Raw genomic sequence first — 21,174 nt, 5'->3', positions numbered from 1 at the left:
GCTTTGCGGGAAGGTCGGCTCGCGCCGGTGAAAGCCCGCCCGCCGTTTGCGGGATAATACGAGTTTTGCGCGGCGGCCCGCTGCCGCGCGTGTTTCGTTCTTACCCGTTTCGCCGGCTTTTCATCATGAACATATTGAATCTCTCCGCCTACAAATTCGTCACGATCGAGGACGGCGCCGCGTGGCGGCCGCTCGTCACCGAACGCTGCAATGCGCTCGGCCTCAAGGGCACGATCCTGCTGGCGCCGGAGGGCATCAACCTGTTCATTTCGGGGCCGATTCGCGAAGTGCGCGAGTTCATCGACTACATTCGGACCGACGCGCTTTTCGGCGGCCGTTTCGCCGACCTGCAGTTCAAGGAGAGCCTGTCGGACACGCAGCCGTTCCGCCGCATGCTGGTGCGCCTGAAGCGCGAAATCATCACGATGAAGAAGCCCGCGATCCAGCCGGAACTCGGCCGCGCGCCCGCCGTCGATGCGCCCACGCTCAAGACGTGGCTCGACCGCGGCCACGACGATGAAGGCCGCCCCGTCGTGATGCTCGACACGCGCAATGCGTTCGAAGTCGATGTCGGCACGTTCGACCATGCGCTCGACTACCGCATCACCAAGTTCAGCGAGTTCCCGGCGGTGATCGAGCAGAATCGCGCCGATCTGGAAGGCAAGACGGTGGTGTCGTTCTGCACCGGCGGCATTCGCTGCGAGAAGGCCGCGATTCACATGAAGGAAGTGGGCATCGAGCATGTTTATCAGCTCGAAGGCGGCATTCTGAAATATTTCGAGGAAGTGGGCGGCGCGCACTACAACGGCGACTGCTTCGTGTTCGATTACCGCACCGCGCTCAATCCGCAGCTCGAACCGACGGCGACGTCGCAATGCTTCGCGTGCCGCGCGGTGGTGAGCGTCGAGGACCAGCAATCGCCGTATTTCAAGCCGGGCGAATCGTGTCCGGCGTGCCATCCCGAAGCGAAGGCGGCTTAAAGCGCCTCCGATGACCTATCGCGGCCGTTTCGCGCCCTCGCCCACCGGCCCGCTGCATGCGGGATCGCTCGTGAGCGCGCTCGCGAGTTATCTCGATGCCCGCGCGCACGGCGGGCGATGGATCGTGCGAATCGAAGATGTGGACGCGCCGCGCACCGTCGCAGGCGCCGCCGACGACATCCTCGCGACGCTCGCGCATTTCGGCATGCATTCCGACGAGCCGCCCGTCTGGCAAAGCCAGCGCGACGACGCCTACGCGCAGGCGTTCGCGCAGTTGCAGGCGGCGGGCCTCATCTATCCGTGCGGCTGCACGCGCCGCGAGATCGCGGATTCGCTCGTGCATGCGCATGCGCGGCACGCGACGCTCGCCTATCCCGGCACTTGCCGCAATGGCTTGAACGGCCGCCCGGCGCGCGCGTGGCGGCTGCGCGTGCCGGACGGCGATGCGGCGTGCATCGCGTTCGTGGATCGCTGGCAGGGGCCGCAGTCGCAGGATTTGGCGACCGAAGTGGGCGATTTCGCGCTGAAGCGCGCGGATGGCTTGTGGGCGTATCAACTCGCCGTAGTCGTCGATGACGCCGACGCCCGCATCACGCATATCGTGCGCGGCGCGGACCTGCTGGATTCCACCGCGCGCCAGATCTATCTGCAGCGATGCCTGGGCGTGCCGACGCCGTCGTATCTGCACGTGCCGGTACTCAACAACGAGGCCGGCGAAAAGCTCAGCAAGCAGACGGGCGCGGCGCCGCTCGAGCGCAACTCGCCGCTCGATGCGCTCGTGCAGGCGGCGCGGCATTTGGGTCTGGATGCATCGTCGGCGCGGACGCTCGATGCGTTCTACGCGACCGCGACAGCCGGCTGGGCGCGGCGCTTCGGGCGCTAGATAGGAAGACGGCAGCCGCACCGGCTGCCGTCTTCACTTGAACCACGACGTTCAGGACGTCTTGCGAGGCATGCCCAGCCCACCGAGCAACGCCGCGAGCGGCTGCTTCGACGCGCTCTTGCGCTCCGGCTCGGGCGCTTCCTCCTGCCGCTTCATCGCCGAGGGCGACGGCTCATACGGCTTCAGGAAGAATTCGTCGATCGGCTGCTGACGGCCGCGCGGCCGGTCATACGAACTCGACGACGTGCGGCGGCGCGATCCCGCCTCGTCACGCGCACCATGACGATGTTCCGCGCGCTCGCCGCGTGCGGGCCGCTCGTCGCGCCGTGCGCCGTCGCGACGCATCGGCGTGGCAACCTGAAGCGTCTGCACTTCGAGCGGACGCTTGATCAGCTTTTCGATGTCCGCGAGCTGCTTGCGCTCGTTGGCGCTGCACAGCGACAGCGCGTCGCCCGATGCGCCCGCGCGACCCGTGCGGCCGATGCGGTGCACGTAGTCTTCCGCGTTGAACGGCAGATCGAAGTTGATGACCGCCGGCAGTTCGGCGATATCGAGACCGCGCGCCGCGACGTCGGTCGCGACGAGCGCTTCGATTTCGCCGCGCTTGAACGCATCGAGCGCCTGCATCCGCTCGCTCTGCGAACGGTCGCCGTGAATCGCGGTCGCCACGATGCCGTCGCGCTCCAGCACGCGCGCGAGCCGGCTCGCGCCGATCTTGCTGTTACAGAACACGATCACCTGCTTCAGCTCGCGTTCGCGGATGATCTGCGCCACCGCGCCCGACTTGTCGCTCTCGTGCACTTCGTAGACGATCTGGCGCACGTTCGTCGCCGTGGAATTGCTGCGCGCGACTTCGATCGTCTGCGGGTTGCGCAGATAGGTCGACGCGAGTTTCTTGATTTCCGGCGAGAACGTCGCGGAGAAAAGGAGCGTCTGGCGTTCCTTCGGCAGCAGATTCAGGATGCGCTGCAGGTCCGGCAGAAAGCCCATGTCGAGCATGCGGTCGGCTTCGTCGAGCACGAGCATCTGCACCTGGCCGAGATTGAGCGTCTTTTGCTGAACGTGGTCGAGCAGGCGGCCCGGCGTCGCGATCAGGATTTCGACGCCGCGGCGCAGCGCTTCGGACTGCGGATTCATGTCGACGCCGCCGAACACCACCGTGCTGCGCAGCGGCGTGTGCTTCGAGTACGTCTGCACGTTGGCGGCGACCTGATCGGCGAGTTCGCGCGTCGGCGTGAGCATCAGCGCGCGCACGGGATGCCGCGCCGGCGATGCGCTCGTGTTGGCCATCGGCAAGAGGCGCTGGATGATCGGCAGCGAGAAGCTCGCGGTCTTGCCGGTCCCGGTCTGAGCCGCGCCCATTACATCGCTGCCCGACAGGACGACGGGAATGGCTTTCGCCTGAATCGGCGTGGGCTTGGTGTAGCCCGACTCGCTCACCGCCTTCAGGATGTCGGCGGACAGGCCGAACTGATCGAACGTGAGCGCGGCCGTGGCTTCTTCGGTGGACGTGTTCGTGGCGACGGAATCAGACATGGTGACTATGTTGGCTTTCGCTAAAGGTCCGCTCGATGCGGCGCGCGTGATGGATCGTTCGAGAGAGTCCGGTCGGTCACGCGTGTGTGTTTCGGTGGCGCGCAATGATGCGCGACGCAATATGCAAGAGATTCGGCGTCCGGCGTTCGCACGGTGCAATCGGTGGGCCGCGCCGGGCGGTGGGGTCGCTTGTTCGCTGGCTTTTCCGCTCGCTTTTCGGTTCGCGCCCGGTGCCGCTACCCGGCTCAGGCGATCCGCGCTTCATGGAACACCGTTTCGATGACGCTTTCGGGACATCGGATCGATCGGGCGCGCTCGCTGCAATCGGCTCTGGCGCTGCATGGACCGCGTTGTGATCGCCCGCCATCGCAGCCACCGGCTTCATTGCCGGAAAACCGTGCATTGTAGCACCGCCCAGCAAAGCGCTCCGGCGCTCGAAGCGTCTGCCGATGCGGTCCTGCGCCGCGCCCCCTTCCGCACTCTTCAACGCGCTTCGGCGCTATTTTTGGCGCGCCTGACAATCCGCGAGCAGCGGCGGCGAATCCTTCGCGGCCATCTCGTCGTAGAGATTCGCCTGCGGGCCCTTGGTCCACCACGTGTATTGATCCGCGACGTATCTCGCGCCCGAACCCGCGATGACGTTCACGAACAGCAGCTTGCGCCCGTCGACCGTCAGCGCCGCGAAGCTCTGGCGATTGCGCGTGTTCGTGTACTGCACCGACACGGTCTTGCCGTCCTTGCAGTCGTAGCGCGTGGTTTCGGTCGATGCCGTCTGAATCTGCGGGACCGTCAGCGGCATCGCAAGCGCGGACTGCGCGAATTGCGCAGCCATGCCGGCGATCGAAAGTGCGAAAAGCCTGTTCATCGGTCGATCCGTCGTTCGTGGTGAGCGCGTGTCAGCGAATCAGGGATCGATGACATCGGCGCAAGCGTCGGTCGGCGCGGCGGCGACATGGCCGACCACCGGCACGATCTTCAGGCCCGCCGATACGATCCGGCACGGCGCGGCCGCCAGTCCGCACCCCGACAGTCCCACGCATGCCGCGACGAGCGCGGCCAGCCCCAAGTGTTTCACCAAGTTTCTCCTGTCGGCGCGAGAGACACGTGCGATCACTTCGTCGAAACCGGGCGCACCTTCGACGCCGCCAGCTTCGCACGTTCGCGCGCCTCGCCGGTATCGACGCCCGTCGCCACCGCCACGCCCATGCGGCGCTTCACGAAGCTCTCGGGCTTGCCGAAGAGCCGCAAGTCCGCGCCCGGCACCGCCAGCGCCTCGCCTACGCCTTCGAACGCAATGCCCGCCTCGTCGATGCCGCCATAAATGACCGCCGACGCCCCGGGCGTGGAAAGCGAAGTATCCACCGGCAAGCCCAGGATGGCGCGCGCATGCAGCTCGAATTCGGAGAAGCGCTGCGTCGCGAGGGTGACGAGGCCGGTATCGTGCGGGCGCGGGCTCACTTCGGAGAACCAGACGTCGTCGCCTCGCACGAACAGTTCGACGCCGAAGAGGCCGCGGCCGCCGAGCGCCGTCGTCACCTTCGCGGCGACGTCGCGGGCCTTGTCGAGCGCGGCGGCGCTCATCGGCTGCGGCTGCCACGATTCGACGTAATCGCCCGCCACCTGCACGTGCCCGATCGGCTCGCAGAAATACGTCTCTGTCTTGCCGTTCGCCGGATCGGCGGCGCGCACGGTGAGTTGCGTGATCTCGTATTCGAAGTCGATGAAGCCCTCGACGATCACGCGCCCGTGATTCACGCGCCCGCCGGCCATCGCGTAATTCCATGCGGGTTCGACATCCGCTTCGCTCCGGAGCACGGACTGGCCCTTGCCCGACGACGACATCACCGGCTTCACCACGCACGGAAAGCCGATCTTCGCGATCGCCGCCTTCATCTCGTCGAGCGATTGCGCGAATGCATACGGCGATGTCGGCAAACCGAGCGTTTCGGCGGCGAGCCGGCGGATGCCTTCGCGGTTCATCGTGAGTTGCGTGGCGCGCGCGGTCGGAATGACGGTCGCCGCGCCCGACGCTTCGATTTCGGCGAGCGCGTCGGTGGCGATGGCCTCGATTTCCGGCACGATCAGATGCGGCCGCTCCTGCTCGACGAGGGCACGCAGCGCGGCGGGATCGGTCATGTCGATGACATGCGCGCGGTGCGCGACCTGATGCCCCGGCGCGTTCGCGTAACGATCCACCGCGATCGCTTCGACGCCGAGCCGCTGCAGCGCGATGATCACTTCCTTGCCAAGCTCTCCCGCGCCGAGCAGCATGACGCGCGTGGCATGCGAAGAAAGCGGCGTGCCGATTGACGAGGCGAAGTCCTTCGCTGCGTGGTTGCCGGACGGATCGGTGTGCATGCGTACTCCAGTGAAATCGGGTTGTGCGTCGGCGCGAGGGCGTGAAAAGCCCTGCAAAACCGATAGGCGGCGATGTTAACACGCACCGTCCGCGGAAGCTCCTCTGCCGTTCGGCATATTGACAAGCGGTATCGACTCGCTCGTGGCGCCCGAATTCCCCGGCGGCATCGACCAACGACGCCGCCGCCGATCATTTTGTTGCACGTCAACGCTGGACAAATCACAGGACGCGTGCGATACCCTTACGCTTTCGCCAGCTTTGAGATCATCGATGTCCTTGCAATTCCCCCGCGCATCGCGTTCGCGTTCTTCATGGTCATCGCGCTGCGCCGTTGCCGCGCTCGTCGCTGCGACCGTCATGTGCGGCTGCGCGATCCCGCAGCATCCCGACACAAGCGCGCCGCCCACCGATCCCTACAATCCCGCCGCGACGCAATTGCTCGACGACACGCAATGGGAACTCACCGCCTGGACCGAAGCCGGCGGCCAACCGCGCGCCATTCCGACCGCCGCAGTCGGCGCGCAGCCGATCACGCTGGTCTTTTCGACGGAAAGCGGACGCCGGCGCGCGAGCGGCTTCTCCGGCTGCAATCGCTACACCGGCACGTACGATCTGAAAGACGGCAAGCTGAGCTTCGGGCCGCTCGCGGGGACGCGCATGGCGTGCGTATCCGGGCCGAACGCGTTGGGCGGCACACTGGAGCGTCCCTATCTCGATGCCCTCGCGCATGTCGCGAAAAGCGGCGTCCAGATGAAACCGCCGCAATCGCTTCGATTGACGCTCGATGACGGGCAAGTGCTTACCTTCGCGCGACGCGAAAAATGACCGCTTGCGCGTCGCGCGTCGCCGCCTGGCCGGTGCGGAGTTGTTGCGTGCTCGCGCCAGGCGCGTCGGCTTCGCCCGCGACCCGTTAAACTGCTCGATCGATATGCCCGGCCTTCGCGCGATGCGTGCTGCCGGGCAGCAGTCCCATCCGTCTCACCCAACCTTGGTTCATCCTTAGCATGCACACGGTAGTTCTCGGCTGGTTCGGTGCATCAGTCGTCTGGTTCCTTGCGCTTTTCTGGCGCGTCGTCAAATCGGTGCTGCCGGGCGGCGCGGGGCTGCGCGGCCCCGGCACCATCCGGCTGTGGCTGGGCTTTTTGTGCGTGCTGCTGTCGAGCGCCGCGCTCGAAGGCGGGCTCGCCGGCGCATTCGAGGCGCAGCAGAACATCAACCGCGGCGGGCGGGCCTTGGCGAGCGCGCTTGCCGGCATCGCGCAGCCGGCAGGCGCCATCGCCATCGCGGCGCTGTTGCTCGCGATCAGCCTGCCGTGGCTCGTCGAATTCAGCTGGCGCTCGGTGCTTCGCTGGGTGGAAGAAGCGTTCGGCTTCGGGCTTCCACAAAGCTGGACCACGCCGCCCGACGATTCCGAGCGCGAGGCGCGTCCTCGCGATTCCGGCAGCGCCAAGTCGAAGTCCAGGCCCGGCAAGATGCGCTGGCGTGAGCGCCGCACGCGGGAGCCTGCAGCGAGCGGGTCAGTGAGCGGGTCGGTCAGAGGCATCGGCGGGGAACATTTCGATGCGATGGGTTCGCGCACGTCGCACGACGAAGCGACGCTCGGCATGCCATCGGCCAATCGCAACGGGCGCTATCAGCGGCCGACAGTGTGGCGTCCGCCTGAGACGGGCAAGCGCCCGGTCAAGCGCGCCGAGACGGGCGCCGCGAACATTGCGGCGACGGCCGAAGCGTACTCGAAGCGCCCTGCCTTCGAGCGCGCGGGAACGGCGGTGCCGGCGGCGTTCGTCGAACCCGTCGCGCCGGACGGATGGCTGAATTCGCTGTCGACGTCGACGGCTGCGCTGGGATCCGCTATGTCCACGGGCAGGACGACGGCCAATGCGTCCGTCGCCGGCGATGCGCGCGTGCAGTCGCCTCCGCGCGCGGCGATGCCTGCGTCGGCATCCGTTGCGCCTTCGTTATCGACTGCAGGCGCGCCGGTCAGCCGGCCGTCCGTTAAGCCTGCGCTTGCGCCGATGCCCGCCAGGGCTTCCGTTTCCACGAGCGCGAATGCGAACGCGATGGCCGCGTCGCGTCCGCCGGCCGGTTCGACGCCGTCTCCGATCTCTAGGGCGGCCGCCGCGCGCACGCCGTCGCGAAACGTGACGCAGACCGCCGCCGCACGCGATGCGCGTTCGCAGCCCTTCGCCGCGCCCGCCTTCTCGCGCGCGCCGGCGCCCGCCACGCCTCCGCCGCCGCCCGAAGCGATTCAGGCGACGCTGCGCTCGATCGAAGAAAACGCCGCGCTCTGGACGTCGCTCGCCGGGGCGAGTCTTGCCCGCGATCATGAAGCGCAGACGCTGCCGGAACATGCGGCGGGTGCTGTGCTGCCCGCATCGTCGGGCGCGAGCGGTCTTGCTCTGTCCGCCCTGCCCGCATCGCTTCGAGCAGAAGGCGCGATGCACGCTCCCGCAGGCGTGGCGTCCGAGGTCAATGCGCCGTTCGCGTCGAGCCGGCTCGCGTCCTTCGCGGCGGAATCGGCTCGCGGGATAGAAACCGAGCGCTCGACGGTGAAGCGCGTGCAGGCGCTCGTCGGCACGGATGCGGACGCTCGTGTCGATGCACTGCAAGCCGGTGGCGATCGTGCGGCGCGTATGGCCGACTCCCGCTCGTCGGTATTTGCAAGCGATGATTCGCATACCCCGTCGACGACGACGGAGAAGGCGGACGGCAGCGCGGCGGCGTCATCGGTTGAAAGTCCTGAACACGCGCCGCACTCGCCGAGCGATGATGCATTGGCGACAGCGCTGCAGAGTCCTGCCGGAATGCCGCAGCCGGAAGTGCGTCCGAATATCCCGGAGCCGTCGCCGAGCGATGCAGTGGCGTCCACGGTTGCTTACACCGACGCAAAAGCCGCGACCGTCACGCCCGAGAGCGATGCGCTCCTCAACCCACCGGTCGATGCTTCCGCCGCTCCCATCAACGGGAACTTCGCATCGACGGTGGCAAGCGAGCCGGAACCGGTCGCACCGCATCGAAACGCGATTCCCAACGCACCGTTCGCGCCAGCTGTCGTCGCCGCGGACGCGGCAACGTCCACGTCCGCGCTGCCTGCTGAACCGCCATCGTTCGACTCGCTGTCCGGCGCGGGTGCATGGTCGAGTGCAAGTGATGCAGCCGCAATGCCGACTGCGCCGTCCGCATTCGAAGCATCGCATTCAGACGGCTCGGGTTACCCGGCTCACAGCGCCGCCGACGCCGACCCACGTCACATCGCGCCTTCTTCAGCGGGCGGCGAAGCAACGCAAAGCATCTCGACGGCGGCGACCGCATCGGCCAGCCGCGAGACCACGGCCTCCGCAACTGAACGCGCGCCCGAGCCCGCGTACCCTCGCGAGCCCGCATGGACCCCGACGCAAGCGCCCGCATCGCCTGAAATGAGCGCCTTCGTGGCATCCTCATCAGCGCCGATGCCCGCTGCGCCGGCCGCGCTCGAACCGACGAGCTATCCGTTCGACGCCGCGCCCATTCTCCCGCCGCCTCTTCCCGACGCATTGCTGGACCGCGAGCAAGCGCCGTTGTCGATGGAAACGCCGCCCTGGTCCGACGACGACGTCGCGTCCACGCCGCCGTCACTTCCGACGCTGGATGCGCCACAACCCGTGCCCTCCCCCCGCCCGGAGACACCGGCCAGCGCGCCCGAACCCCGCCAGCCCGTGCGCGGTTCCGTCGGCGCGGCGTTCGAATTCCACGCGCCGCAGGCATCGGCGGTCGAATTGCCGCCCTTCGACCTGCTCGAACCCGCCTCCGACGAAGTCGAGCCCGTCTCCGAGGAACGCCTCGCCGAAACCGGCCAGCTGATCGAGCAGCGCCTGCAGGAATTCAAGGTGCCGGTGACGGTCGTCGGCGCGTCGGCGGGGCCGGTCATCACGCGCTTCGAAGTGGAGCCGGCGCTCGGCGTGCGCGGCAGCCAGATCGTCGGCCTGATGAAAGACCTGTCGCGCGGGCTCGGCCTCACGTCCATCCGCGTCGTCGAAACGATTCCCGGCAAGACCTGCATGGGCCTCGAACTGCCGAACGCGAAGCGCCAGATGATCCGCCTCTCGGAGATTCTCGAGCAGGACGTGTATCGCGCGTCGAAGTCGAATCTGACGATCGCGATGGGCAAGGACATCGTCGGCAATCCGGTCGTGACCGATCTCGCGAAAGCGCCGCACATGCTCGTCGCGGGCACGACGGGCTCGGGCAAGTCCGTCGCGATCAACGCGATGATCCTCTCGCTGCTCTACAAGGCGAAGCCCGAGGACGTGCGCCTCATCATGATCGATCCGAAGATGCTGGAACTCTCCGTCTACGAGGGCATTCCGCATCTGCTCGCGCCCGTCGTCACCGACATGAAGCTCGCGTCGAACGCGCTCAACTGGTGCGTCGGCGAAATGGAGAAGCGGTATCGGCTGATGTCGGCGGTCGGCGTGCGCAACCTGCAAGGCTTCAATCAGAAGGTGCGCAACACCGAAGCCGCGGGCAAGAAGCTCACGAATCCGTTCTCGCTGACACCCGATGCGCCCGAGCCGCTCTCGACGCTGCCGCTGATCGTCGTCGTCATCGACGAACTCGCCGATCTCATGATGGTCGCCGGCAAGCAGATCGAACAGTTGATCGCGCGGCTCGCACAGAAGGCGCGCGCGGCCGGCATCCACCTGATTCTGGCGACGCAGCGGCCTTCGGTCGATGTCATCACGGGCCTCATCAAGGCGAACATCCCGACGCGCGTGGCGTTCCAGGTGTCGTCGAAGATCGATTCGCGCACGATTCTCGACCAGATGGGCGCGGAATCGCTGCTCGGCGCGGGCGACATGCTCTTCCTGCCGCCCGGCACCGGTTATCCGCAGCGCGTGCACGGCGCGTTCGTCGCGGACGACGAAGTGCATCGCGTGGTCGAGTATCTGAAGCAGTTCGGCGAGCCGGAGTACGAGGAAGGCATTCTGTCCGGACCGACGGCGGAAGGCGGCTCGCAGGACCTCTTCGGCGACGCGCCCGACGCGGAAGCCGATCCGCTCTACGACGAAGCCGTCGCGTTCGTCGTGCGCACGCGGCGCGCGTCGATTTCGTCGGTGCAGCGGCAATTGCGCATCGGCTATAACCGCGCGGCGCGGCTCGTCGAGCAAATGGAAGCGGCCGGGCTCGTCTCGCCGATGGGCACCAACGGCAATCGCGAAGTGCTCGCGCCGCCCGGCCCCGGCGAGTGAACGCGCTCAGTTCACCATAAGCGCAGTTTGCGCAACAGCAGGATCGTGATGGCGGCGCACCCCGCCATCACGCCGACCACGATCCAGAACGAATGCGGATCGTGCGTGCCGGGCAATCCGGCCACGTTCATGCCGAAGATGCCCGTCACGAGCGTGGCGGGCAGCAGCAACGCCGACATGATCGCGAGCCAAAGGAGCTTGCGGTTGATGTCCTCGGAAAGCTGCGCTGCGATCTCATCCTGCAGCAGCTTCGCGCGCTCATAGAGCCCTTCCAGTCCGCCGCCCAGGCCATTGAGCACCTGAATGGCCTGCACGAGCGCTTCCATCGAACGCGGCTCGGCCCATTCGAGGCGGCGCGTCACGAGTTGCGTCAGCGCGTTGCGTTCCGGATCGATGAAGCGCTTGACCTCGACCAGACGCCGCCGCACGTCGCCCAATTGCGCGCGCCAGTTCGCGTGGCTGTTCTCGAGCACGCCCTCTTCCACGTCGTCGAGCCGGTCGCCGATTTCGTCGATGCGATCCACGAACGTCTCGTTCAGCGCGCGAATCAGGCCCGCGAAGAGATCGACGGTATCGCGGAAGGTCGCGCCTTCGAGCACCGCGTGACGCAGCCGGTCGGTGGATTGCAGCGGCCGCGCGCGCACGGTGATCATGCGGTGCTTGTCGACATAGAAGCGCAGCGCGCCGGTCGCGCGGTTGTCCTCGCGCGCGCCGGGCGTCGCGGCTTGCGGCGCGGCGGCGACGAGTTCCAGGTCCGCCACCACGCCGTACATGAAGTTGCCGCCCATGTGCACGCGCGGACGCTTGTCCTCACCGTTCAGGAACTCGCGCGCGACATCGGGCACTGCCGAGACGCTTTCCAGCCAGCTTTCGACGGCGTCGTCGTTCGCGGAAAGATGCAGCCACGTGAGACCGTCGCCGGCGACGGCCCTGCGCGCCTCATCCCACGAAAGCCGCAGCGCCTCGCCGCCCGCGAAGTCGAACGCGCTGATGAAGCCCGGCGGCGTCTGGTCGTTGCGCTCCGCGCTTCTGCGCGAGGGCGTATCGGGAATGCGGGTGGTATCCAATCTTGCTTCTGCCTTTCAAAAACCAGGGTCGATGGCGGCCCGCCTGCCGGGCCGCCGGGGCATCGTACTAGAACTCGTAGCGGCCGAAGAAGAACGCGACGTCGCCGTCGTTGAGGCCGGGAATGCGCGGAATGAACGTGCCCATGATCGACGTGCGCCGATAGCGTATCGATGCAACCGGAAACGCGAGGGGCAGCGGCAGGTAATGCGCGACGTCGCTGCGCGCGGTGAAGCCCGCGAAGAAGCCGCCGCCGAGCTGCAATCCGCCCAGCGCCGGATTCGTGTACCACTGGCGCGCGTACCCGACGATCGGCTCGAAGTTGTGATGCGAGTCCGAGAAGGCGATGGCGAAGAGCAGGTCCTCGTTGCCGTTCGCGTCGATCCAGTGCTTGCCCGCGCCGCCGCCCCACGACCACGGGTTCAGCTCACTGCGATTGTTATAGCCGTCGATGTGCCAGCCATAGCCCGTCACGTACAAGTCCCAGGTGCCGTCGTGCGCGACGCGCATCACACGCTCGCACGCCGAGGACAGCCACTCGTGCTTGTAGTCGCACTGGGCTTCGCCGGCGTGCGCCAGGAACGAAAGAGACAACAGTGAAACCGTGACCGCCTTGACCTTTATTGTTGTCATCGTGGATGAACTGCGTGGCTAATCCGGGTACGGCACGGTGCCGTCATCACGACGGCGAGACGAACTTGAAGTCTACCGGCGATCCAATCGAGAGGCGTTTCGGATCCGACGCGAGCTCGCCCGTCTCGGGATCGCGCCGGAAGAAGACCGCGCTGTCGCTTTCCTGATTGCCGACGACGAGCCATCGGCCGCCCGGCTCGATCGCGAATTCACGCGGCGTCTTGCCGAGCGTCGAATAGCGCTTCAGCAGCTTGAGATGCCCGTTCGCCGGATTCACCGAGAACGCGACGAGTTCGTTCACGTCGCCGCGATTCGTCGCGTAGAGAAAGCGCCCGTCCGGCGACAGATGCAGCGCGCCGCCGCCGATCTTGCCCTTGAAACCCGGCGCGGTCATCGGCAGCGACTGCGTTTCGGTGAGCTTGCCGTCGGCGTAATCGAATACGGTTACCGACGCGTTCAGCTCCGTCGTCAGGTAGGCGTGCCGGCCGCTCGCGTCGAAGATCAGGTGGCGCGGGCCGGCGCCCGCCTTGATCGGCGTGTAGCGCGCTTCGGTCGGACCGAACAGGCCGCGGCTGCCATCGGGCGTATAGCGATAGCCGTACAGCTTGTCGACCCCCAAATCCTGCGCGAAAAGATATTTGCCGTCCGGCGAGAAGACCGTCGAATGAACGTGCGAGTTGTCCTGCCGCCCTTTGACGGGGCCGCTGCCTTCGTGATGCACGGTCAGCACGGACGCGCCGACGTGCCCGTCGCCGGCAAGCGGAAAGACGGCGAAGCTGCCGCCGGGATTCGCCGCGACGGAATAGTTCGCGGCGAGCAAATATTTGCCGTCGGGCGAGATCGCGAGATAGCAGGGATCGTTGCCGTCCGCCGACACGCGATTGAGAAAGCTCAGTTGCCCGCTCGCCCGATCGAAGCGGAACGCGCTGACGCCGCCGCGCTGCGACGCGGGGCCGTTGTCGCCGGGCAGTTCGTTGACGGCGTAGACATAGTTGCGGTCGCGGCTGACGACGAGATACGACGGATTCACCGTCTGCGCCGATGCCACGCGCGTCAGCTCGCCGTTGCCCGTATCGAAACGATAGACATAGATTCCTTCGCTCTTGCCGCCGCCGGTGTAGGTGCCGATGAGCAGGTCATAGACTTCGCCTGTGCCCGGGGCTTGCACGCCGCTCGCGCCCGGTGACGGCGACGCGGCCGCGCCGCCTGACGTTTGAGCGAAGGCTTGCGCGGCGGCGAGCGTCAGCATGAACGCGATGCCTCTCGTCCAGCGCTTCGCCGGCGCGGGCTGGCGCGGTGCTTGCAAGGGCGGAATCGTCGCGGCGCGGGAAGGGGTCGGTTGCATGAAACCTCCTCATCGTCTATTTGCTGCTTGTTATGAAGGGCGTCGGCCGGCACGGAACGGCGTTGAGCGGCAGCAAGTTACGGACCGCGGGGAATCGCCGCTTCGATGCCAATGAACAGGCCACACGACTTGAACCAACAAAGGAGCTGATGAGATGGACATTCACCTGAGCCTTGGACCGCTTATCTCGCTGATCGCCGGCATTCTCATTCTGGTGATGCCGCGGCTGCTGAACTTTATCGTGGCGATCTATCTGATCGTCATCGGGTTGATCGGCTTGTTCGGCTCGGGCGCGGCGCATCTCTAAGGATCACGTTGCCTTGTGACGCCGATTCGCGCCAACGGTTCCGCGTGTAAGGCTTTCTTCACACTGAAAGCAAAACGCACGCGTGCAGTGTTCGAGCTGCACGCGTGCGCGTCTGGACGAGTTTTTCGATGTCGACTCGGGCGCCGATTCGGCTCGGTCAGTTAGCCATTGGCGAGCTGATCGAGCCGCATGCGCCCTTGCAGGGACAACGCGCCGACGGACAAGCCGCTCGCGCCGAAACGATAGTGGCGGAAACATCCGCGTTCGGTGAGAAAGACGGCGGCGGTGTCCATCGCGTTGCGCGACAGGCCGAGACGTTTGTGATCGAGCGTGAGCAAGGCGTCGGTATCGCGGACGCCGCTTGCAGCGGAAAGAATGGCGATGCAGTCAGCTTTCGACGGATTAAGCATAGTTATGTGTCCTCGAAATGCGTGGCAACGATGTGTGAAGGAAACGAAGCAGCATCCGCGCGACATGCGCCGTAACGGCAAGCGACGGCGTCTTCCGAAAGGCGCGCAAACCATTGCGCGGACGTTCATTCAAACATCAGCTCATTTTTTTGGCAACGGCGCAATCGGCGCTTGAGTAGCGTTTATCGGCCAAGCGGGCGCGGCACGCCGTCGCAGCGCTTCGCGCGCACCGCGCCGCCAAGGGGAAGCGCCCGGTTTTCTGCTCGCCACGAACGATTGCGGCAGAATGCGGCCACATGCAGATGCACATTTGGAAGGCACTTGCGCCGCGCCAGCCGGTGCCGCGCCGTCCCCGACAACCCGGCGCATCGCGCGCCGATTGCAACGACGTTCGCTTATGCCCGCACTGATCGAAGACTACGCCATGGTCGGCGACGGCCACACCGCCGCCCTCATCTCCCGCGACGGTTCCGTCGACTGGCTATGCTGGCCCCGCTTCGATTCGGGCGCGTGCTTCGCCGCCCTCCTCGGCACGCCCGAGCACGGCCGATGGCTCATCGCGCCTTCGATGCCCGACGGCGAATCGCCCGTCACGCGCCGCCGCTATCGCGACGACACGCTCATCCTCGAAACCGATTTCGAAACGCCGGAAGGCGCCGTCACCGTCGTCGATTTCATGCCGTCGCGCAATGGCCATTCGGAACTGGTGCGCATCGTCGTCGGCAAGCGCGGCACGGTGCGCATGAAGATGGAACTCGTGCTGCGTTTCGATTACGGATCGGCGGTGCCGTGGGTCAGCCGTTTGCCCAACGATAGCGGCATCCGCGCCATCGCCGGCCCGGATCTCGCGGTGCTGCGCACGCCCGTCGATCTCGTCGGCGAAAACATGCGAACGACGGCCTCCTTCGATGTCAGCGAAGGCGAGCGCGTGCCGTTCTCGCTCTGCTATTCGCAGTCGCACTTGCGTCTGCCGCCCGCGCACGATCCGCACACGCAGCTCGCGCGCACCGAAAACCACTGGCGCGACTGGTCCGCGCAAAGCGAACTGAAGGGCCGCTGGGCCGGCGCGATCCGCCGCTCGCTCATCACGCTCAAGGCACTCGCGTATGAACCGACGGGCGGCATCGTCGCGGCGCCGACCACATCGCTGCCCGAGCAGCTCGGCGGCACGCGGAACTGGGATTATCGCTATTGCTGGCTGCGCGACGCGACCATCACGCTGCTCGCGCTGATGCGCGGCGGCTATTACGACGAAGCCCGCGCGTGGCGTGCTTGGCTCGGCCGCGCGATGGCCGGCTCGCCGTCGCAGGTGCAGATCATGTACGGCATCGCCGGCGAGCGGCGGCTGCCCGAATGGGAGATTCCGTGGCTGCCCGGCTATGAGAACGCGCAGCCGGTGCGTATCGGCAATGGCGCGGTCGATCAGTTGCAACTCGACGTCTACGGCGAAGTGATGAACGCGCTACACCTCGCGCGCGTCGGCGGCCTGCAAAGCGACGACACCGCGTGGTCCATCCAGTGCACGATGCTCCAGCATCTCGACGGCATCTGGGAACAACCCGACGAAGGCATCTGGGAAGTGCGTGGCGGACGCCAACACTTCACGTTCTCCAAGGTGATGGCGTGGGTCGCGTACGACCGCGCGATCAGATCGGCGGAGAAATTTCATCTGCCCGGCCCTGTCGACCATTGGCGCGAGGTGCGCGACCGCATCCACGCCGATGTCTGCGCAAAAAGCTGGAATCCGGCCATGAACGCGTTCACGCAGGCCTATCACGGCGATGCGCTCGACGCGAGTCTCCTTCTGATCCCGCTGCTGGGCTTTCTGCCGCCCGATGATCCGCGTGTGACCGGCACCGTACATGCGATCGAGACCGATCTGACGCACGATGGACTGGTGAAGCGTTACCACACGACCGAAGTTTCCGACGGTCTGCCGCCGGGGGAAGGCACGTTTCTGGCTTGTAGCTTCTGGCTGGTCGACAATCTGGCGCTGCAAGGCAGGCACGACGAAGCGCATGCGATGTTCGAACGCCTGGTCGGCCTGGCGAACGATGTCGGCCTGCTCGCGGAGGAATACGACACCGAGGCGAAGCGCATGGTCGGCAACTTCCCGCAGGCGTTCACGCACGTGGCGCTCGTGCATACGGGAATGAACCTGATGCGCCACGAGGAAGAGATGGCCAAGGCGACCGGCCAGCCGTCGAGTTCCGAGCGCCGCGGGGCCGAAGTCGCCGTCGATGCGGCCAGCGGGAAACGTTAAGAAACGATGCAAGCGATTGATTTCATTAGCCAGCCCCTTCGCTTGCCGCTAGTATTGATGCACTGCACAACGGCAACACTGTTGCGCGGAAGCCGGCAAAATTCACCGGGTGGTTGTACCGGCCACCCGATAGGCGGAAAATATTGCGTTCAGTCAAGTTTTCCGCCTGATCGGATGGACGGCCGTAGCGTGCAGGCGCGCTGCGGCCAGCAACCTTTGCACCTTGCGGCACGGTCAGCCACCGCGCCGCCGGGATTTTTCGATTGCCGTCGGCTCCGGACGGAAGCATCACCGGATTCGGCGGGCAGACCGGTTCGTACCGAAGTCACTGGGGCCAACATGCTCTACCAAATCCACGAATTTCAACGGGCCATGCTGTCTCCCCTCACTGCATGGGCCCAGGCCGCGTCGAAGTCGTTCGTGAATCCGGCCAGCCCCCTCGCCTATGTTCCCGGCTCCACGCGCTTTGCCGCGGGCTACGAACTGCTCTACCGTCTCGGGAAGGACTACGAGAAGCCGGAGTTCGGGATTCATCAGATCGTCAAGGACGGTCACAACATTCCGATCGTCGAGCAGACGGTCGTCGAAAAGCCGTTTTGCCGGCTGCTGCGCTTCAAGCGTTTCGCCGACGACAGCGCCACCGTCACCAAGCTGAAGAACGAGCCGATCGTGCTCGTCTGCGCGCCGCTGTCCGGCCATCACTCGACGCTCCTGCGCGACACGGTCGGCACGCTCTTGCAGGATCACAAGGTGTACATCACCGACTGGATCGACGCGCGCATGGTGCCGTTCGAAAGCGGCGCGTTCGATCTGAGCGATTACGTCGAGTACATTCAGGAGTTCATCCGCCACATCGGCGCGAAGGATCTGCACGTCATCTCGGTGTGTCAGCCGACGGTGCCCGTGCTCGCGGCGATCTCGCTGATGGCGAGTCGCGGCGAGGCCACGCCCCGCACGATGACGATGATGGGCGGCCCGATCGATGCGCGCCGCAGCCCCACGTCGGTCAATTCGCTGGCGAGCGAGCACTCGTACGAATGGTTCGAGAACAACGTCATCTACACGGTGCCGGCGAACTATCCGGGCGTGGGCCGCAAGGTGTATCCGGGGTTCCTTCAGCACGCGGGCTTCGTCGCGATGAATCCGGAGCGGCATCTCACTGCGCACTGGGACTTCTATCAAAACCTGCTGCGCGGCGACGATGACGACGCCGAACAGCATCGCCGTTTCTACGACGAATACAACGCCGTGCTCGACATGGCCGCCGAGTATTACCTGGAGACCATCCGCATCGTGTTCCAGGAATTCCGGCTGGCGGAAGGCACGTGGGAAGTCAACGGCGAAATGGTGCGTCCGCAGGACATCAAGAACACGGCGCTCTTCACCATCGAAGGCGAACTGGACGACATCTCCGGCAGCGGCCAGACGCGCGCCGCGCACGACCTGTGCACCGGCATCCCACAAAAGAACCAGCGCCATTTCACGGCGGAAAAAGCCGGCCATTACGGCATTTTCTCGGGCCGTCGCTGGCGCACGATGGTGTATCCGCAGTTGCGCGAGTTCATTCTCGAACACGACAAATCGCCGAAAACGGAGGCGGTTCCAGCCTGATATTGGCTCCGGTACCGATTCCATTTTTAAAATGAAAACGTCGCGCCTTGCAAAAGGCGCGACGTTTTTTTGTTCCCGGCCGGCGCAGTGTTTCAGCGGCGCATCAAATACGCGAGCAGCAATTCCGTATTCAATTTCACCATCTGTTCACGTTGCGCGGGTTCGCTGAAATCCAGACCAAAGGTGGCTTCCAGCGTAAACCGATTCGACACGATGTAATACCCCAGCCCCGACAGCGCGATATACAACTTAAGCGGGTCGACATCGGTGCGGAACAGCCCGGCTTTTTGGCCGCGCTCGAGGATGTTCGTGAGCGTATCGACGACGGGCGAAATCAGCTCGCGCGTCCTATTCGATCCTTTGATATATCTCGCTTCGTGCAGATTCTCATTGTTGACCAAACGCAGCAGCTCGGGATGGTCGCGGTAGTAATCCCAAACGAAATGCGCGAGGCGTGTCATGGCCTCGACGGGCGCGACGCCTTCGAGATCGAGCGAACGCTCGGCCTCGGCAAGCGCGCTGAGCGCATGTTCGAGTACGGCCGTGAAGAGCTGTTCCTTACTACCGAAGTAGTAATACAGCATACGTTCATTGGTCTCCGCCCGCCGGGCGATTTGATCCACGCGTGCGCCAAACAGGCCGCCCGCTGCGAATTCCTCCGCGGCGGCAAGCAGGATACGGCGGCGGGTTCCTTCAGGATCTCTTTTGATTTTCGGCTGATTCATGATGGCATGAGTCGGGAGCCGCGTTGTCCGGATATGCGTCACGCGGCCCGCATTGGGGTACATGACGTGAACGGGCGCGCCAAAGTTATTGGGGAACACCGTCCTGCGGTCAATCGATAAAGCGGTTCGATTATGCGCACATCGCAGAGGCATTGGCAATTGGGATAAAAGGCCACGGACGCAGAACATTGCGGACTTCGGCGATAATGATGTCTGAAGCATTAAACCGGACGCGCGCGATGCCGCAGCAATGTCCACCTGGAAGCCGCCGCTCCGACAAGTTTCACTTCGAGTCCTCTGCTTTTTACCCCACGTGACCGCAACCGTTTCCACGACGCCCAAGACGCTCGCCGCGCGCATCGAAGATCTGCTGCCGCAGACGCAATGCACCAAGTGCGGGTATCCGGCCTGCCGGCCTTACGCCGAGGCGATCGCCGCCGGCGAGGCCAGCTATAACCAGTGCCCGCCGGGCGGCCAGGAGGGCGTCGCGCGTCTCGCGTCGCTGCTCGGCAAGCCGGTGATTCCGCTCGACACCACGCACGGCGTCGAACGCCCGCGTCCGCTCGCGGTCATCGACGAGAACCTGTGCATCGGTTGCACGCTGTGCATGCAGGCCTGTCCCGTCGACGCCATCGCCGGCGCGGCGAAGCAGATGCATACGGTCATCGCGGAGCTGTGCACGGGCTGCGATCTGTGCGTGCCGCCCTGCCCGGTCGATTGCATCGCGATGATTCCCGTCACCGGCGACGCCACCGGCTGGGACGCGTGGACGCAGGAACAGGCCGATGCCGCGCGCACACGTCACGACCGGCGCATCGCGCGCATGGAGCGGGAACGCATGGAGGCGGAAGCGCGGGCGTCGGCGCGACAGGCATCGCGTGCGGCGCAGGCCGCGCCTGAAGCCGCGCCGGCCGCTCTATCGAACGACGACGCCGAGGCCAAGAAACGCGCGATCATCCAGGCTGCGCTCGAACGCTCGCGGAAGAAGAAGGAAGAGATGGCAAAGCTTGGCGCCGGTCCGAAGAACACCGAGCACGTGAGCGCCGCCGTGCAGGCGCAGATCGACGCCGCCGAAGAGCGCCGCCGCCGTCTGCGCATGAGCGACCCGAACGCCGATCCAAACGAAGATTCAAACGATAGCGGTTCAGACACGCCACGATGAACGCCAAAAAGCGACGCGCGATCTTCGAAACACTGCAAAGCCTCGATCCGCATCCGAAGACCGAGCTCGAATATACGACTCCGTTCGAACTGCTGATCGCCGTGATGCTGTCGGCGCAGGCCACCGACGTGTCCGTCAACAAGGCGATGCGCCGGATGTTTCCCGTCGCGAACACGGCGGACAAGGTGCTCGCGCTCGGCGAGGAAGGCGTGACGGACTATATCCGCACCATCGGGCTGTATCGGACGAAAGCGAAGAACGTGATCGCGACGTGCCGCATGCTCGTCGACCAATACGGCGGCGAAGTGCCCGACAACCGCGAGGCGCTCGAAGCGCTGCCCGGCGTCGGACGCAAGACCGCGAACGTCGTGCTGAACGTTGCGTTCGGGCAGCCGACCATCGCCGTCGATACGCATATCTTCCGCGTCGCGAATCGCACGGGCATCGCGCCCGGCAAGGACGTGCGCGCGGTGGAAACGGCGCTCGAAAAGAACGTGCCGAAGGAGTTTCTTCAGGACGCGCATCACTGGCTCATCCTGCACGGCCGCTATGTGTGCAAGGCGCGCGTGCCGGAATGCTGGCATTGCGCCATCGAGCCGCTTTGCGAGTATCGGCCGAAGACGCCCGCGCCTGTCGTCTGAGCGCCGCGCAGCTACAATATCGGCAT

18 protein-coding genes are annotated in these 21,174 nt (G+C 65.5%); 9 read left to right on the top strand and 9 right to left on the bottom strand.

Annotated elements, in window-relative coordinates; genetic code table 11:
* Positions 1-125 precede the first annotated feature (125 nt).
* Complete coding sequence (locus AWB72_RS05505) at positions 126-980, top strand: sulfurtransferase (RefSeq protein ID WP_040048933.1); 855 nt, start codon at positions 126-128, stop codon at positions 978-980.
* Between the two features lie 10 nt (positions 981-990).
* The gene (gene gluQRS / locus AWB72_RS05500) at positions 991-1,863 is read left to right on the top strand and encodes a tRNA glutamyl-Q(34) synthetase GluQRS (RefSeq protein ID WP_040048847.1); all 873 of its coding nucleotides are present in this window, start codon (positions 991-993) and stop codon (positions 1,861-1,863) included.
* 51 nt (positions 1,864-1,914) lie between these two features.
* On the opposite strand, the gene AWB72_RS05495 is transcribed toward gluQRS, so the two are convergent.
* The 4 genes from AWB72_RS05495 to purT form a co-directional block, all read right to left on the bottom strand.
* Entirely contained in the window at positions 1,915-3,399 is a 1,485-nt protein-coding gene (locus AWB72_RS05495) for a DEAD/DEAH box helicase (RefSeq protein WP_040048848.1), read from the bottom strand.
* A gap of 499 nt (positions 3,400-3,898) precedes the next feature.
* Positions 3,899-4,264, bottom strand: coding sequence for an MliC family protein (locus tag AWB72_RS05490; RefSeq protein WP_040048849.1), 366 nt, complete (start codon positions 4,262-4,264; stop codon positions 3,899-3,901).
* Between the two features lie 39 nt (positions 4,265-4,303).
* Positions 4,304-4,474, bottom strand: a complete 171-nt coding sequence (locus AWB72_RS29100) for a DUF6726 family protein (protein WP_167550940.1) — start codon at positions 4,472-4,474, stop codon at positions 4,304-4,306.
* Between the two features lie 35 nt (positions 4,475-4,509).
* A complete protein-coding gene (gene purT / locus AWB72_RS05485) occupies positions 4,510-5,757 on the bottom strand; it encodes a formate-dependent phosphoribosylglycinamide formyltransferase (RefSeq protein ID WP_052449701.1) in 1,248 nt (415 codons plus the stop codon).
* Between the two features lie 271 nt (positions 5,758-6,028).
* Here purT and AWB72_RS05480 point away from each other — a divergent pair, with 271 nt between their 5' ends.
* Positions 6,029-6,583 carry an META domain-containing protein gene (locus AWB72_RS05480; RefSeq protein ID WP_040048850.1) on the top strand — a complete coding sequence of 185 codons (555 nt, stop codon included), beginning with the start codon at positions 6,029-6,031 and terminating at the stop codon, positions 6,581-6,583.
* A 179-nt stretch (positions 6,584-6,762) separates the two neighbouring features.
* Positions 6,763-10,986 (top strand): DNA translocase FtsK, encoded by a 4,224-nt coding sequence (locus AWB72_RS05475; protein ID WP_087127889.1) that lies wholly within the window; start codon positions 6,763-6,765, stop codon positions 10,984-10,986.
* A gap of 11 nt (positions 10,987-10,997) precedes the next feature.
* Here the strand turns inward: AWB72_RS05475 and AWB72_RS05470 are convergent, their stop codons facing one another.
* The 3 genes from AWB72_RS05470 to AWB72_RS05460 all read right to left on the bottom strand — a co-directional run bounded on the left by AWB72_RS05470 (position 10,998) and on the right by AWB72_RS05460 (position 14,029).
* A complete protein-coding gene (locus AWB72_RS05470) occupies positions 10,998-12,053 on the bottom strand; it encodes a transporter (protein WP_040048852.1) in 1,056 nt (351 codons plus the stop codon).
* A gap of 67 nt (positions 12,054-12,120) precedes the next feature.
* On the bottom strand, positions 12,121-12,684 hold the full coding sequence (locus AWB72_RS05465; protein WP_040048853.1) for an antimicrobial peptide resistance and lipid A acylation PagP: 564 nt from the start codon (positions 12,682-12,684) through the stop codon (positions 12,121-12,123).
* A 46-nt stretch (positions 12,685-12,730) separates the two neighbouring features.
* Positions 12,731-14,029: a lactonase family protein gene (locus AWB72_RS05460; RefSeq protein WP_040048854.1), complete on the bottom strand. Its 1,299-nt coding sequence runs from the start codon at positions 14,027-14,029 to the stop codon at positions 12,731-12,733.
* Positions 14,030-14,183: 154 nt separating this feature from the next.
* On the opposite strand from AWB72_RS05460, the gene AWB72_RS05455 reads away from it, so the two are divergent.
* Positions 14,184-14,336, top strand: a complete 153-nt coding sequence (locus tag AWB72_RS05455) for a DUF3096 domain-containing protein (protein ID WP_084592725.1) — start codon at positions 14,184-14,186, stop codon at positions 14,334-14,336.
* 161 nt (positions 14,337-14,497) lie between these two features.
* Here AWB72_RS05455 and AWB72_RS05450 read toward each other — a convergent pair whose 3' ends face one another.
* Positions 14,498-14,746: a hypothetical protein gene (locus AWB72_RS05450; protein ID WP_040048855.1), complete on the bottom strand. Its 249-nt coding sequence runs from the start codon at positions 14,744-14,746 to the stop codon at positions 14,498-14,500.
* Between the two features lie 397 nt (positions 14,747-15,143).
* Here AWB72_RS05450 and AWB72_RS05445 point away from each other — a divergent pair, with 397 nt between their 5' ends.
* Together AWB72_RS05445 and AWB72_RS05440 are read left to right on the top strand one after the other, a co-directional pair.
* Positions 15,144-17,009: a glycoside hydrolase family 15 protein gene (locus AWB72_RS05445; RefSeq protein WP_040048856.1), complete on the top strand. Its 1,866-nt coding sequence runs from the start codon at positions 15,144-15,146 to the stop codon at positions 17,007-17,009.
* A gap of 339 nt (positions 17,010-17,348) precedes the next feature.
* On the top strand, positions 17,349-18,620 hold the full coding sequence (locus AWB72_RS05440) for a polyhydroxyalkanoate depolymerase (protein ID WP_040048857.1): 1,272 nt from the start codon (positions 17,349-17,351) through the stop codon (positions 18,618-18,620).
* Between the two features lie 92 nt (positions 18,621-18,712).
* Here the strand turns inward: AWB72_RS05440 and AWB72_RS05435 are convergent, their stop codons facing one another.
* Positions 18,713-19,345 carry a TetR/AcrR family transcriptional regulator gene (locus AWB72_RS05435; protein WP_040048936.1) on the bottom strand — a complete coding sequence of 211 codons (633 nt, stop codon included), beginning with the start codon at positions 19,343-19,345 and terminating at the stop codon, positions 18,713-18,715.
* Between the two features lie 313 nt (positions 19,346-19,658).
* On the opposite strand from AWB72_RS05435, the gene rsxB reads away from it, so the two are divergent.
* Both rsxB and nth read left to right on the top strand, forming a co-directional pair.
* A complete protein-coding gene (gene rsxB, locus AWB72_RS05430; protein ID WP_040048858.1) occupies positions 19,659-20,507 on the top strand; it encodes an electron transport complex subunit RsxB in 849 nt (282 codons plus the stop codon).
* Entirely contained in the window at positions 20,504-21,148 is a 645-nt protein-coding gene (nth, locus tag AWB72_RS05425) for an endonuclease III (RefSeq protein ID WP_040048859.1), read from the top strand. Before rsxB ends, nth begins: the two co-directional genes overlap by 4 nt.
* Positions 21,149-21,174 lie beyond the last annotated feature (26 nt).

Source organism: Caballeronia concitans (assembly GCF_001544615.1).
In the GTDB taxonomy this organism is placed as follows: Bacteria; Pseudomonadota; Gammaproteobacteria; order Burkholderiales; family Burkholderiaceae; genus Caballeronia; species Caballeronia concitans.
Note: the sequence above shows the minus strand (reverse complement) of the source record. Positions and strands in the feature narration are given on the sequence as shown.

Bases quoted from the DNA above. Each gene is read 5' to 3' on its own strand.
- purT (WP_052449701.1), bottom strand. From the start codon at position 5,757: ATGCACACCGATCCGTCCGGCAACCACGCAGCGAAGGACTTCGCCTCG.
- AWB72_RS05495 (WP_040048848.1), bottom strand. From the start codon at position 3,399: ATGTCTGATTCCGTCGCCACGAACACGTCCACCGAAGAAGCCACGGCC.
- AWB72_RS05475 (WP_087127889.1), top strand. From the start codon at position 6,763: ATGCACACGGTAGTTCTCGGCTGGTTCGGTGCATCAGTCGTCTGGTTC.
- AWB72_RS05455 (WP_084592725.1), top strand. From the start codon at position 14,184: ATGGACATTCACCTGAGCCTTGGACCGCTTATCTCGCTGATCGCCGGC.
- AWB72_RS05445 (WP_040048856.1), top strand. From the start codon at position 15,144: ATGCCCGCACTGATCGAAGACTACGCCATGGTCGGCGACGGCCACACC.
- AWB72_RS05505 (WP_040048933.1), top strand. From the start codon at position 126: ATGAACATATTGAATCTCTCCGCCTACAAATTCGTCACGATCGAGGAC.
- AWB72_RS05450 (WP_040048855.1), bottom strand. From the start codon at position 14,746: ATGCTTAATCCGTCGAAAGCTGACTGCATCGCCATTCTTTCCGCTGCA.
- AWB72_RS05435 (WP_040048936.1), bottom strand. From the start codon at position 19,345: ATGAATCAGCCGAAAATCAAAAGAGATCCTGAAGGAACCCGCCGCCGT.
- AWB72_RS05440 (WP_040048857.1), top strand. From the start codon at position 17,349: ATGCTCTACCAAATCCACGAATTTCAACGGGCCATGCTGTCTCCCCTC.
- nth (WP_040048859.1), top strand. From the start codon at position 20,504: ATGAACGCCAAAAAGCGACGCGCGATCTTCGAAACACTGCAAAGCCTC.
- AWB72_RS05460 (WP_040048854.1), bottom strand. From the start codon at position 14,029: ATGCAACCGACCCCTTCCCGCGCCGCGACGATTCCGCCCTTGCAAGCA.
- AWB72_RS05465 (WP_040048853.1), bottom strand. From the start codon at position 12,684: ATGACAACAATAAAGGTCAAGGCGGTCACGGTTTCACTGTTGTCTCTT.
- AWB72_RS05480 (WP_040048850.1), top strand. From the start codon at position 6,029: ATGTCCTTGCAATTCCCCCGCGCATCGCGTTCGCGTTCTTCATGGTCA.
- gluQRS (WP_040048847.1), top strand. From the start codon at position 991: ATGACCTATCGCGGCCGTTTCGCGCCCTCGCCCACCGGCCCGCTGCAT.
- AWB72_RS05490 (WP_040048849.1), bottom strand. From the start codon at position 4,264: ATGAACAGGCTTTTCGCACTTTCGATCGCCGGCATGGCTGCGCAATTC.